Raw genomic sequence first — 12725 nt, forward strand, 5'->3', positions numbered from 1 at the left:
AGGAACGCCGGGTAAAACACGTCAACACTCAGCGACGTATCCACGTGTTTCGATCCCGTGACGAACGGTTCATGCGTGGTCGCGCGGGTCAGTGCCCGGCGACCGCGTCGACGATCTCCAGCCCTCCCGGCCCGACTTCGGCGACGTAGAGGCGCGGGGCGACGAGGTCGCGGGAGCCGACGGTGTCGTCGCGCGGGGCGGGGATCCGCCGGGTGAGGGCGACACCGTGGTCGGCCGCGCGTCCCTCGGGGTCGGTGTGCAGCACGCGGGCGTAGCGGTGGATGGCCTCGTAGATCGGTTCCGAGAGCGCCGTGACCGGCGGCGCCCAGGAGCCGTACGCCTCGCGGTAGCGCGCGAGCAGGCCGTCGTTGCCGGCGAGCGGGTTGTCCTCGAAGTAGCCCAGGGCGGTCTGCAGGCCGGTGGCCGCACGCGGGCCGATGTGGGCGAGCGTGGACTCTTCGAGCACCAGCGAGACCGTGCGGACCGACCGGCGCAGTCCCGCGGCCTCGCTCTCGCGCTCGAACGCGACCTCGTCGGCCCCGACGAGCGAGCTCAGGACGAGGTCGGCGCCGGAGTGCCGGATGCGCTCGATGGTGTCGGTGAAGTCCGTGGTGCCCAGCGGCGTGAGCGCCTCGCCCGCGACGTGGCCGCCGGCCTCGGCCACCGCCCGTCGCGCGGACGCGTGGGCACCGTGGGACCACACGTAGCTCTGCCCGACGAGGAACCAGCGCCGGGCGTCGGCGCGGCGCATCGCCGGCGCGACGAGCGCGTCGACCTGCGCCTGCGGGCGTTCCCCGAAGCGCACGGCGGTGGGGGAGTCGCCCCCGCCCTCGTTGATGACGGTGTGGACGACGAGCACGCCGCGCCCGTCGAGCACCCGGCGCACCGCGTCGAAGCTCGCCGAGGTGGCGTTGACGAACACCGCCCGGCACCCCAGCCGCACCATCCGCTCGGCCTCGATGCCCGCCTGCTCGGCGTCGGTGGCGTCGTCGGCGGTGAGGAGCTGCACGCGGCGTCCCGCCACGCCGCCGTCGGCGTTGATCTCGTCGACGGCGAGCCGCGCCATGAGCTCGGCGGACATCGAGTAGACCGCGCCCGGACCGGACGCGGTGGTGATCGCCCCGAGGCGCACCGCGCCGTCGTCCGGCGGCTCGGGCAGCGGCATGCCGCGGCGGTGCAGCAGCCACTCCACGCCCTCCGGGGGCACGCTCGCCCGCACCTGGACCCGGGTGCCGCGGGAACCGGCGGGCGCGAACCGCAGGCTCAGCCGCCCGCGCCAGGGCTGGGTGTGCTCGATCTCGACGGCCGCCGCCGGAACGACGCGCGTGATCCGGCCGAGGACGTCGACACCCCGCATGCCGCCCCGCTCGTCCAGCGGCAGCCGCATCGACACGACCGCGCCGGGCGTGACGCTGTCGCAGCGCGCACCGAACAGCCATCCCTCGCCGCGGGCCGACCCGAACAGCGCGAACGCCTCGGGCGGAGCGAGGGCCACCGTCCGCTCGGCCGCCACGGTCGTGTGCATCGAGGTCCGGCTCCGCTTCTAGCCGGTGTCGCGCTCGCGCTCCCCCGGCTCTGCGTTCGAGGCGGGGGCCGGGGCGTCGTCGATGTCGTCGACGGCCTGCCGCATGATCGATTGCAGGTACACGAAGGCGTCGCGCACGGCGCCGTCGGTGTCGAGCGAATAGTAGCGATTCCGACCCTCGCGACGCTCCCGCACGATCCCCGACGTGCGCAGGAGCCGCAGATGGCTGGACACGGTGGTGCGCCCGACCGTGCCGACGCGCTCGGCGAGCCGGTTGACCGAGAGCTCACCCTCCTCGCCCAGCACGCTGAGGATTCGCCGCCGCACCCGGTCGGAGAGGGCGTCGAACGCGAGGTCCTCCTTCGGGTCCACCCCGGGACCGTAGCACCGGTCGACGGTTGTCGACATCTGAGCGCACCGTGTCGGGCCGTAGATTGCCGCCCGTGAGCGTGCGACGGATCGCCCCTGCCGACGTTCCGACGGTCACCGCGCTGGTGCACGACCTGGCCCGCTACGAGAAGGCCGCCGACCAGTGCCGGCTCGCGCCCGATCAGCTCGCGACGGCGCTGTTCGGCGAGCATCCGCACCTGTTCGGGCACGTCGCCGAGCAGGACGGCGAGGTCGTCGGCTGCGCGCTCTGGTTCCTCAACTACTCGACGTGGGACGGCGTGCACGGGATCCACCTCGAGGACCTGATCGTCCGCGCCGACCGGCGCGGCGGCGGTCACGGGAAGGCCCTGCTGGTCGAGCTCGCCGCCGAGTGCGAGCGGCAGGGGTACTCCCGGCTGCAGTGGTGGGTGCTCGACTGGAACACCCCGGCGATCGAGTTCTACCGGTCGCTGGGCGCCGAGGCGATGGACGAGTGGGTCGTCTACCGCGTGTCGGGTGCGCCGCTGGCGGCGCTGGCGGCGCGGGCTCAGGCCGATCCCTCGAGCTGACCGAGGCGCGCCGCACCGCGGGTGGGGTCGGGCGCACGCCCCGACGGTCAGGAGCGGCGCGCGCGGGGCCCCGCCTCGGCGCGCCGGGTCCGGGCCTCACCGGTGAGCCACTCGGCGACGTCGACGAGCTTGACGTTCGTGTCCTGGGAGGACTCGACCAGCATCTGGAACGCCTCGTCGTCGTCGACGGTGAAGCGTTCCATGAGGATGCCCTTGGCCTGCCCGATCACGTCCCGGCTCGCCAGCGCACGGCCGAGGTCGGCGGCGTGGTCGGCGCCGTGGAGCAGTGTCGCCGCCTGGACTCCGAACAGGCCGGCGGTCAGCTCGGCCGAGGCGTCGAACGTGCCCGGGTGCGGGCTGTACAGGTTCAGTGCCGAGCGCCGACGACCGTTCAGGGACAGTTGCACCGACAGCATCGAGCGGTAGCCGGTCTGCACGCACCGCGGCGAGAACGCGGGCCAGCGTTCCCCGTCCGCGCCCGCGAGATCCTCGGCGATGACGATGCCGTCCTCGGGCGGATCGTCGGCAGCGGTGATGCAGGGGCCCTGGCCGAGCTCGGACTGCAGCTGATCGAGCGCGTACACCTGGTCGTCCGTGGCGTGGCTGGAGCGCACCGTGCCCTGCTCGGTCCGTGTGATGCCGCCGCCGTCGGCCCCGGGGATGGTGTCGACCGCGGCGTGGACCAGCTTGCCGAGCGTCGTCTCGAGGTCGCGGATGCTGCGGTTCTCGGTGAGCTGCTCGGCGGCGGTGCGCAGCGATTTCACCAGCCGCTCGTGGTCGGGGTCGTACATGCCGGGTCCTCAGCGGTCGGCGGTCGGAGGGCAGGACGGAGCGTCGGCCTGAGTCGTCCACGGTACAAGCCGTGCGCTGATTGTCTACCGACGCGCTGCGTCGGACTGTCCGTCCTGCCCGTGGCGCTCGGTCTCCTCGACGAGCCAGCGGGCCACGTCGTTCAGCTTGAGGTTCGTGTCCTGCGACGACCGGACCAGCATCGCGAACGCCTCGTCGCCGTCGACGGCGAAGCGCTCCACGAGGATGCCCTTGGCCTGTCCGATCACGTCCCGGCTCGCGAGGGCGACCCCGAGGTCGTGGGCGTGGTCGGCGCCGTAGAGCAGCGCGGCCGCCTGGGCGGCGAAGAGCCCCCCGGTGATGATCGCGGTGGAGTCGAACCCGTCGGTCGTGGCGGCGTACAGGTTGAGCGCCGCCCGGGAGCCGTCCCGTGGTGCGCTGAGGGACAGCGAGAGCATCGAGCGGAACCCGGCCTCGACCGCCCGCGGCGCGAACCGGGGCCAGCGCTCGGCGTCGGGGCCCTCGAGGTCCCGGGCCAGCATCACGCCGTTCTCGGGCGGACGATCCGCGGCCTCGATGCACGGGCCCTCGTCGAGGCGGCTCTGGAGCGCGTCGAGCTCCTCGACGGCGGGGTGGGTCGCGTGACCGGAGCGCACGTCACGGTCCGACGTCCGGGAGATCCCGCCGCCGACAGCGGGCCGGACGAGGCTCACCGCCGAGACGACGAGCTGAGAGAGCAGCGCCTCCCGGTCGCGGATGCTGCGCTTGCCGATCAGGTCCTGCGAGGCCGCGCGCAGCGCCACGAGGAGGTCGTTCTCGTGGGCCCGCAGGCCGTCCGAGGTCATGGGGGCAGCGCCCTTCGGGGGTGTCCAGCGCCGACGATCCGGCGGCACGCGCCGTACAGCACGAGGGCGACTGGTTGACCCGACGGGAGCGTACAAGGCGCTCGCACATCGTCTCAACGCGGTGGGCGTCGAGAGGATCTCCGGCGCGGGTCAGCGCGGCTGGATCTCCCCCATCGGGCCGAAGCCGTCGTGCGGGGTGTCGATGTAGAGGATCTGCGGCTGCGCCGAGACGAGGTCGGGGGCGCGGTCGAAGAAGTTCTTCACGTGCGGCTGCGCCACGTGGGTCGCGCCCGCCTCGGCGTCCTTGAAGCCCTCGATGCAGATGAACTCGTTCTCGTCGGTCAGGCTGCGGGAGAACTTGAAGTGCAGGCAGCCCGGCTCGGCGTTGACGTCCCGGGCGTAGGAGTCGGCGAGCGCCAGCCACTCGCCCATCTTCTCCGGGCGGATCTTCATGATGAGGTTGATGACGATCATGAGCGCGCTCCTCGGGGTTCGACGTCGGCGCCGCCATCGTCGTGATGCCCGCGACCCCGGGTCAAGATCGGCTCGTCAGGTGCAGATCGCGGTGGCGTGCAGCAGCACGGTCGCGACGTCGCCGCGTTCCATCAGCCGGCCCAGGACGTCCTCCTGGTCCCGCGCCTGCCGCCACTGCGGGTGGTCGTCGTGGTCGCGGCGCACGACCTCCTCGACCGCGTCGGCGCGCGCGACCCAGTCCTCCGGCGCGCCGGGCAGCATCGCGCCGTCGACCTCGTCGTCGATCCGGAAACCGGTGGCGGCCAGGTCGGCGCGCAGCGAGTCGCGGGTGGGGAAGTCGTTGCCCGCGGGGGACTCGGAGAGGGGACGGTCGGCGACGAGGACCAGCAGGCCCAGCCGGCCCCCCGGGCGCAGCACGCGGTGCAGCTCGGCGAGCACCTCCCGCTTGTCCGGCGTCGTGCACAGCACCCCGAGCAGCCACGCCGCCGCCAGGGACCGGTCGGGCAGCGGGAGGTCCTGGGACCAGGCGGCCAGGCTGGGCAGGTCGAAGAGCCGCCGGGCCGCCGCGGCGGCGTGGATCATGGGCTCGGCGAGCAGGGCGGCGCCGCGCCACCGGTCGTGCAGGTAGCCGGTCAGCCAGGCGGCGGGCCCGCCGAGCCCCGCGCCCGCGTCCAGGAACGGGTCGTCGCCGGAGAGGCCGAGGCCCTCGGCGAGCCAGGCGAGCTCCGGCGGCGACCCGCTGCCGCGGCAGGCCGCCGGGATGGCGTGGGACCGGCCCAGCTCGGCGACCGCCTGCTCGGTCCACGCGGCGACCGTGTCGAACTCGGCCACCATCGGGGTCGTCTCGCCCGTCGTCTCGCTCACCGAACCGCCTTCCGGACGCGCCGCGCGATCTCGGCCTGCACCTCGGCGGCCGCGACGTGACCGGCCGAGGACGCCCGGCCGGACAGGTTGACCCCGACGACACCGGGTACCGCGAGCAGCGCCTCGGCCTCGTCGACGGCGGCGTCGATGCCGGCCGCGACGGGGTCGGGGGAGTCGAGGACCGCCGCGACCCGGGCGGGATCCATCGCGAGCCCCGGGAAGGCGAGCAGCGCGTCGGCCGTCGCCTCGTCGGTGAACACGGCCACCGCGCCGAGCACCGGCAGGTCGGCGCCGTGACGGCGGGCGTCGCGCAGGAAGCCGTCGAGCTGGGCGGGCTCGGCGACGTGGTTGGACACCGCGAGCGAGGCGCCCGCCCGCTGCTTCTCGGCGAGGACCCGGACCCGGGCCTCGCGGGGCGGCGCGGACGGCGTGATCGCGACCGTCGCGGCGAGCCCGGTGGTCGCGGCGAGGTGGGTCAGACGGGTGGCGTCGAGGTCGAAGACCTGCGTGACCCCGGGCCGGACGTCGGGACCCCGGATGTCGCCGGTGACGCACAGCGCCCCCTCGACGCCGAGCGCGGCCAGCCCGGCGAGCTCCTGCTCGAGCACGACGCGGTTGCGGTCCCGGCAGGTCAGGGTCATCCACGGGTGCGCGCCGACCGCCCGCAGCTGCGCGGCCACGAACGTCGGGGGGAAGGTCGGCTGGTGGTGGATGTCGCCGGAGAGCACCGCGTCCGACACCCGGCCGACGATCTCCGCGGCCGCCGTCAGGGCCTCGAGGTCGAACGAGGGCACGCTGAGGTCGGTGAGCACCACCGGTGCCTCCCGCGACCGCGCGAGGAGCCCGTCGGGTGCCGTCGACCGCCGTGCCGCCACGGCCGCGTCGGGCCAGGTGCGCACCGGCGCCGGGTCGCGGGCGTCGGCCCAGGGGCAGGCGAGCGCGGCGTCGAGCTCGCAGCCGCCGCCGCGGCGGACCCCGCCGCAGGGCCCGAACACCATGCGCTTGGGGCAGCCCTCGATGGTGGAGCCGTCGACGTTCACCGCTGCGCGTTGCCCGATCCGCGGCGCCCGGCAAACGGTCACCCGGCGGGCGGTGCGAGGACCTGGCACGCGTCGTCAGTGCCGGGGTTCCTCGACGCCGACCCGCGCCGACCCGCGCCGACCCGCGCCGACCCGCGCCGACCCGCGCCGACCCGCTCAGCCCCGCGGAGTAGGGCAACCTCCTCCGGGTGAGAGCAACGGATCGGGCGACGGAGCGGGGCTCGACCATCGGGATCGCGACCATCGGCGCGGTCGGGGGTGTGGTCGGCGGCCTGATCGGCGGCGGCGCCGGCGTGCTCTACGTCCCGGCGCTCGACCGCTTCACGTCGATGAGCCGGGCCCGCGTGCACGGCACCTCGACGATCGCGCAGATCGCGCTCTGCGTGGCCGGGGTCGCCGCGTACGCCGTCGGCGGCGGGGCGATCGACCTGCGCGTCGGGATCCCGATGATGATCGGCGGGATGCTCGGCGGGATCCTCGGCCCGTGGCTGCTCGCCCGCAGCAGCGAGACCGTGCTGCGCGTGCTGCTGATCGCGATCCTGGTGCTCACCGCCATCAAGTTCGCGATCGACGCCGTCGGCCCGCCGCTGTTCACCCGCGCGCTCGTGTCCCCCGGGCTGGGCGCCGACCCGTGGTTCCTCGTGCCGACGGCGGTCGTGGTCGGCCTCGTGGTCGGGGCCTGGGCGGGGGCCATGGGGCTGGGTGGCGGGCTGCTCGCCGTGCCGGCGATGGTGCTCCTGTTCGGGGTCGAGCTGCACGTCGCGGCCGGGACCTCGCTGCTGATGTTCATCCCGAACTCGGTGGTCGGTTCCTGGGTGCACGTCCGCCAGGGCACCGCGTCCGGCCGGTGGGGCTGGCTGCTCGGGCTGGCCTCCGTGCCGGGCGTGGTCACCGGCGCCCTGCTCGGGCTCGCCCTGGACACCGAGGTGCTCGGGCTGGTGTTCGGCGCGTTCGCGCTGCTCATGGCCGTCCGGGAGATCGTCGCGGTGGCCCGCCGACGGCCGGGCACGTAGAAACGATCCCGTGCACTACGCGGCGATCGGCGACAGCTTCACCGAGGGCGTGGGCGACGAGCAGCCGGACGGCTCGACCCGGGGCTGGGCGGACCTCGTGGCAGCCGGGCTGGCGCGGACGCGGGGCGAGCCCGTCGGGTACGCGAACCTGGCCGTGCGCGGGCGCCTGCTCGCGCCGATCGTCACCGAGCAGCTCGACGCCGCGCTGGCCCTCGACCCGGCGCCGACGTTGCTGACCCTCAACGGGGGCGGCAACGACATGCTGCGCCGGCACATCGAGGCCGCCGACCTGGTCGCGCTCACCGAGCGGGCCGTGCGGCGCTGCGCCGACGCCGGCGTGCGCATCGTGCTGATCTCGGGGGCCGACCCGTCGGCGCGCCTCCCGCTCGGCGGGGTCGTGCACCGGCGCGGCGTGGCCCTCACCGCGGGGATCGCCGAGCTCGCGACGCGGTACGGGACCGACTTCGTCGACGTCTTCCACGACACCGAGATCCGCCGGCCCGGCTACTGGTCGGCCGACCGACTGCACCTGGGCCCGGCGGGGCACCGGCGGGTCGCCGGGCTGATCCTCGCGGCGCTGGGGGAGGGGCCGGCGCCCACCGTGGGCGCCGTGGGCGCCGTGGACCCCGCGCGTCGCAGCCCGCTCGACGAGCTGCGCTACTACCGCGAGCACGTGATCCCGTGGGTGGGCCGGCGGCTGCGGGGGCACTCGTCGGGCGACGGCCGCGACGGCAAGCACGTCACGTGGGTGGCGGTGCCGCCGGGGGACGTCACCGAGTGGACGTCGGTCTGATGGCTCGCGGCCAGGTGCCGATCCCCGGGGGCTCGTTCGTCATGGGCGACCACCTCGGCGACGGCGACCCCGCCGACGGCGAGCGCCCGCTGCACCGGGTGACCGTGTCGCCGTTCGCGATGGACGCCACCACGGTCACGAACGCGGCGTTCGCGCGGTTCGTCAAGGAGACCGACTTCGTCACCGACGCCGAGCGCTGGGGCTCCTCGGCCGTGTTCCACCTCGCCTTCACCGGCGACCGGTCCGACGTCCTGGGCAGCGTGGAGGGCGCCGGCTGGTGGCTCGATGTGCGGGATGCCTGCTGGCGGCGGCCCGAGGGGCCCGGGTCGTCGATCGGCGACCGCGCGAACCACCCCGTGGTGCACGTGTCGTGGAACGACGCGGCCGCCTACTGCGCGTGGGCCGGCAGGCGCCTGCCGACCGAGGCGGAGTGGGAGTACGCCGCCCGCGGCGGGCTCGAGGGCGCACGGTTCCCGTGGGGCGACACGCTGGTTCCCGATCGTGGGCCGAAGCGGTGGTCGCTCAACATCTGGCAGGGCCGCTTCCCCACCGAGAACACCCGCGAGGACGGCTACCTGACCACGGCGCCGGTCAAGACCTACCGGCCCGGCGGGTACGGGCTGTGGCAGGCCGTCGGCAACGTCTGGGAATGGTGTGCCGACTGGTTCGCCGCCGACTGGTACGGCCGCTCACCGGACCAGGATCCGGTCGGCCCGACGCACGGCACCGCACGCGTCATGCGCGGCGGCTCGTACCTGTGCCACGACTCGTACTGCAACCGCTACCGGGTCGCGGCGCGCACCTCGAACACCCCGGAGTCGAGCTCGGGGAACCTGGGTTTCCGGTGCGCCGGGGAGTGCGCCGGGGAGTCACTGTGACGCCATGACCCGACGGTGCAGCCCCTGGGGATCCTGCTCCGGGGCCGCCGGCGCGAGGTCGACGCGCACCGTGCGGACCCGGCCGGTGAACGCGTTGGCGCGCGCGGGGTAGTCGTCGGTGACCGGGGTCCCGAGGTCGACGCCGACGTCGAAGGTCTCGTCGAAGGAGAAGTAGTACGGGATCGTCGCGTCGACCCGCACCGCACCGACCTCGCGCCCGTCGACCCGCAGCGTCGCGACGCCGCCCCGGCCCACGCCGCCCCCGGCCTCGTCGTACTCGTACCCGAAGTCCATCCGCACCTCGTGGCGGCCGGCGTCCATCGCGTGGTCGGCGTGGATCGTGTGCCGGCGCAGCCCGAAGTAGTTGTAGACGTAGCAGGCGCGACCGTCGAGGACGTAGAGCGCCCAGCCCCCGAACCGCCCGCCCTGGGCGACGATCACGCCGTCACCCGGCGTCTCGATGTCCGCCACCACCGCATGGGAGCGGTTCTTGACGTTCGGGGTGGTCTCCTCGATGAGCCGGCGCGTCGCTCCCCGGTAGGTGACCGACGTGCGGCCGCCGACGAGGTCGAGCCGTCCCGCGAGCTGCGGGTTCTCGCGCTCGGTGACCCGGTCGTCGAGGGGGAGGACCTGGTACGTCGCGGCCTCGACGAGGAACAGGTCGCGCAGCCGGGCGAGCGTCTCGGGGTGCTCGGCGGCGACGTCGTGGGCCTGGCTCGGGTCGACGGTGGTGTCGTAGAGCTCCCAGACGTCCTCGCGGAACGCGCCGCGCCGCGTCGGCACCATCTCCCACGGGATGCCGTGCCGGGTCACCGCGGTCCAGCCCTCGTGGTAGATGCCGCGGTTGCCGCACATCTCGAAGTACTGGGTGCGGCGGCGGTCGGGGGCGTCCGGGTCGCCGAACGTGTAGCGCATGCTCGTGCCCTCGATCGGCTGCTGCGCGACGCCGTCGACGCTGGTCGGCGGCGCGATACCGGCGCAGTCGAGGATCGTGGGCAACACGTCGATGACGTGGTGGAACTGGTGGCGCAGGCCGCCGCCGTCGGTGATGCCCCGCGGCCAGTGCACGACCAGCCCGTCGCGGGTGCCGCCGAAGTGCGAGGCGACCTGCTTGGTCCACCGGTAGGGCGTGTTCATCGCCAGCGCCCACCCCACCGGGGCGATGGGGTAGCTCGCCGGCCCCCCGATCTCGTCGAGGTGGCCGATCATGGCGGCGGGGTCGTCGACCACGCCGTGCCCGAGGCGGTGCTCGACGTGCGTGCCCTCGATCCCGCCCTCGCCCGAGGCGCCGTTGTCGCCGAGCAGGTAGAGGAACAGCGTGTTCTCCAGTTCGCCGAGCGCCTCGAGCTCGGCGACGAACCGCCCGAGCTGGGTGTCGGCGTGCTCGGTGAACCCCGCGAACGTCTCCATGAACCGGGCGCCGAGGCGCCGGCGGTCGTCGTCGAGGTCGTCCCAGTGCGGCACGCCGTCGGGCCACGGGGACAGCTCGGCGTGCTCGGGCACGACCCCGAGCGCCTTCTGCTGCTTGAGGGTCCTGTCGCGCAGCTCGTCCCAGCCGCCGTCGAACTCGCCGCGGTAGCGCTCCTGCCAGCCCGGGGCGACGTGCAGCGGCGCGTGCGAGGCCCCGAAGGCGAGGTAGGTGAAGAACGGGCGGTCGGGGGTCATGGTCCGCTGGGTGTGCACCCAGTCGATCGCGCGGTCGACCAGGTCCTCGGAGAGGTGGTAGCCGTCCTCGGGGCTCCGGGTGGGCTCGACGGGCGTCGTGCCCTGGTAGAGCAGCGGGTACCAGTGGTTCATCTCGCAGGCCATGAAGCCGTAGAAGTGGTCGAACCCCTCGCCGGTCGGCCAGCGGTCGAACGGGCCGACCGGGCTGATCTCGGCTGGCGGGGTCTGGTGCCACTTGCCGAACGCGGCGGTGCTGTAGCCGTTGCCCCGCAGCGTGCGCGCGAGCGTCGCCGCGCTGCGCGGACGGAAGCCGGTGTAGCCGGGCGCGGAGGTCGCCATCTCGGTGGTGGCACCCATGCCGACCGAGTGGTGGTTGCGGCCGGTCATCAGGGACTGGCGGGTCGGCGAGCACAGCGCGGTGACGTGGAACCGCGTGTACCGCAGGCCGTCGGCGGCGAGACGGTCGGCGGTCGGCATCCGGCAGGGGCCGCCGAAGGCGCTGGAGCTGCCGAAGCCGAGGTCGTCGAGCACCACGAGCACGACGTTCGGAGCACCGGCGGGCGCGGCGGTCGGGCGGACGGGGTCGAACGCGCCCTGCTGCTCGTCGACGCCCAACGCGGTCACCACGTGCTGACGGGCGTCGGGCTCGGGCAGGACACGGCGGCCGTCCGGGATGCTCACGTCCCCACTCTCCGTCGGTGGATCATTCGTGTCCACTGGACGTCGTCGCACAGAGGTGTTCAGCTCTTCTGCATGGAGCTGTCGCTGCGCCGGCTGCGGACGCTGCGCGAGGTGGCCCGCCGGGGAGGGGTCAACGCGGCCGCGGCGTCACTGCACTATTCGCCGTCCGCGGTGTCGCAGCAGCTCGAGGCGCTGAGCGCGGAGGTCGGCGCCCCGGTGCTCGAGCGGCGCGGCCGCGGCGTGCGGCTCACCCCGGTCGGGCGCGTGCTCACCGAGCACGCCGACGTCCTGCTGGGCGCCGAGCAGCGCGCGTGCGCGGCGGTGGAGGAGGCGCGTCACACCCTCACGGCGCGCCTCGAGGTCGGGGTGTTCGCCGCGGCGGCCGCCTCCCTGCTGCCGGTCGTGATCGCCGACCTCGCCGCCCACCACCCGGGCATCACCCTCGACAGCTACGAGATCGACACCGACGACGCCGTCACCGACCTGCGCCACGGCCAGCTCGACCTCGCGCTCCTGCTCGACTACCCCGACGCCCCCGAGCCCTGGTCCGGCGACCTCGCCGTCGTCCCGCTCGGCCTCGACCGCATCCACCTCGCCGCCCCGGCCGACAGCCCGTACGAACCCGGCGTGGACCTCGCCGAGCTGGCCCACGAGCACTGGATCATCTCGGGGCCGCGGACCTACTACGGGCGGGCGGTGCGCAGCGCCTGCCGCCGCGCGGGCTTCGACCCCGTCGTGCGACACCACGTCGACGGCCTGGCCACCGCGCTGGCGATGGTCGCCGCCGGCCTCGGTGTCACGCTCGCCAGCGACCTCGGGCGCGTCTTCGCCCCGGCCGACGGCGTACGCGTCGTGCCGTTCGAACAACCGCTGCGCCGGGCCATCGTCGTCGCGCACCTTCCGCACGCCGACGACCGCCCGACCGTCCGCGCGGTGATCGACGCCCTGACCCGCGCCGCGTCCGCCCAGGGCCTCGGCCCCGTCGACGAGGCCTGAACCCGGGCTCGTCGGCACCGACGCCGGCGAGCGTCAGGGCGGCGGCGCCACGAACGTCCGCGCCGCGTACCCCAACCGCTGGTCGCGGAACGCTCGCGCCGCGACGCTGACCGCGGCCCTCGGGACACGCGCATCCCGCGACGCAGCTGCTCCTCCGACCGCGCGGCGAGCATCCGGCCCATGAGCGCGCCGCGCCGGCGCAGCTCCGGGTCGATCATGTCGCG

The 12725-nt window shown here is 74.5% G+C and carries 13 protein-coding genes; 5 read left to right on the top strand and 8 right to left on the bottom strand.

All coding sequences use genetic code 11. The annotated features are described in order from the left end of the window. Positions 1 to 88: 88 nt before the first annotated feature. The gene (locus AC2A1K_RS04820; protein ID WP_483895190.1) at positions 89 to 1525 is read right to left on the bottom strand and encodes an ABC transporter substrate-binding protein; all 1437 of its coding nucleotides are present in this window, start codon (positions 1523 to 1525) and stop codon (positions 89 to 91) included. Between the two features lie 18 nt (positions 1526 to 1543). After that, positions 1544 to 1897 (bottom strand): ArsR/SmtB family transcription factor, encoded by a 354-nt coding sequence (locus AC2A1K_RS04825; protein ID WP_483895191.1) that lies wholly within the window; start codon positions 1895 to 1897, stop codon positions 1544 to 1546. Between the two features lie 71 nt (positions 1898 to 1968). Here AC2A1K_RS04825 and AC2A1K_RS04830 point away from each other — a divergent pair, with 71 nt between their 5' ends. Beyond that, the gene (locus AC2A1K_RS04830) at positions 1969 to 2463 is read left to right on the top strand and encodes an N-acetyltransferase family protein (RefSeq protein WP_483895192.1); all 495 of its coding nucleotides are present in this window, start codon (positions 1969 to 1971) and stop codon (positions 2461 to 2463) included. A gap of 47 nt (positions 2464 to 2510) precedes the next feature. Here AC2A1K_RS04830 and AC2A1K_RS04835 read toward each other — a convergent pair whose 3' ends face one another. The 5 genes from AC2A1K_RS04835 to AC2A1K_RS04855 all read right to left on the bottom strand — a co-directional run bounded on the left by AC2A1K_RS04835 (position 2511) and on the right by AC2A1K_RS04855 (position 6517). Further along, entirely contained in the window at positions 2511 to 3254 is a 744-nt protein-coding gene (locus AC2A1K_RS04835) for a GAF and ANTAR domain-containing protein (RefSeq protein WP_483895193.1), read from the bottom strand. Between the two features lie 84 nt (positions 3255 to 3338). Beyond that, entirely contained in the window at positions 3339 to 4097 is a 759-nt protein-coding gene (locus AC2A1K_RS04840; RefSeq protein WP_483895194.1) for an ANTAR domain-containing protein, read from the bottom strand. Positions 4098 to 4247: 150 nt separating this feature from the next. Continuing rightward, a complete protein-coding gene (locus AC2A1K_RS04845; protein WP_483895195.1) occupies positions 4248 to 4571 on the bottom strand; it encodes a putative quinol monooxygenase in 324 nt (107 codons plus the stop codon). A gap of 75 nt (positions 4572 to 4646) precedes the next feature. Continuing rightward, positions 4647 to 5435, bottom strand: a complete 789-nt coding sequence (locus tag AC2A1K_RS04850) for a methyltransferase domain-containing protein (protein WP_483895196.1) — start codon at positions 5433 to 5435, stop codon at positions 4647 to 4649. Then, positions 5432 to 6517: a methylenetetrahydrofolate reductase gene (locus tag AC2A1K_RS04855; RefSeq protein WP_483895197.1), complete on the bottom strand. Its 1086-nt coding sequence runs from the start codon at positions 6515 to 6517 to the stop codon at positions 5432 to 5434. The genes AC2A1K_RS04850 and AC2A1K_RS04855 overlap by 4 nt, the downstream gene beginning before the upstream one ends. Before the next feature lie 146 nt (positions 6518 to 6663). On the opposite strand from AC2A1K_RS04855, the gene AC2A1K_RS04860 reads away from it, so the two are divergent. From AC2A1K_RS04860 to AC2A1K_RS04870, 3 genes are read left to right on the top strand one after another with little or no spacing between them, the layout of a single operon-like run. Beyond that, positions 6664 to 7488: a TSUP family transporter gene (locus tag AC2A1K_RS04860; protein WP_483895198.1), complete on the top strand. Its 825-nt coding sequence runs from the start codon at positions 6664 to 6666 to the stop codon at positions 7486 to 7488. 10 nt (positions 7489 to 7498) lie between these two features. Further along, the gene (locus tag AC2A1K_RS04865) at positions 7499 to 8281 is read left to right on the top strand and encodes an SGNH/GDSL hydrolase family protein (RefSeq protein ID WP_483895199.1); all 783 of its coding nucleotides are present in this window, start codon (positions 7499 to 7501) and stop codon (positions 8279 to 8281) included. Further along, positions 8281 to 9159, top strand: a complete 879-nt coding sequence (locus AC2A1K_RS04870) for a formylglycine-generating enzyme family protein (RefSeq protein WP_483895475.1) — start codon at positions 8281 to 8283, stop codon at positions 9157 to 9159. The genes AC2A1K_RS04865 and AC2A1K_RS04870 overlap by 1 nt, the downstream gene beginning before the upstream one ends. Here the strand turns inward: AC2A1K_RS04870 and AC2A1K_RS04875 are convergent. After that, on the bottom strand, positions 9151 to 11505 hold the full coding sequence (locus tag AC2A1K_RS04875) for an arylsulfatase (protein ID WP_483895200.1): 2355 nt from the start codon (positions 11503 to 11505) through the stop codon (positions 9151 to 9153). The two genes, AC2A1K_RS04870 and AC2A1K_RS04875, sit on opposite strands and share 9 nt — an antisense overlap. A 72-nt stretch (positions 11506 to 11577) precedes the next feature. Between AC2A1K_RS04875 and AC2A1K_RS04880 the strand changes: the two genes are divergently transcribed. After that, a complete protein-coding gene (locus tag AC2A1K_RS04880; RefSeq protein WP_483895201.1) occupies positions 11578 to 12501 on the top strand; it encodes a LysR family transcriptional regulator in 924 nt (307 codons plus the stop codon). Positions 12502 to 12725: the final 224 nt, after the last annotated feature.

This window comes from Actinomycetospora sp. 2LY8.5 (assembly GCF_057180585.1).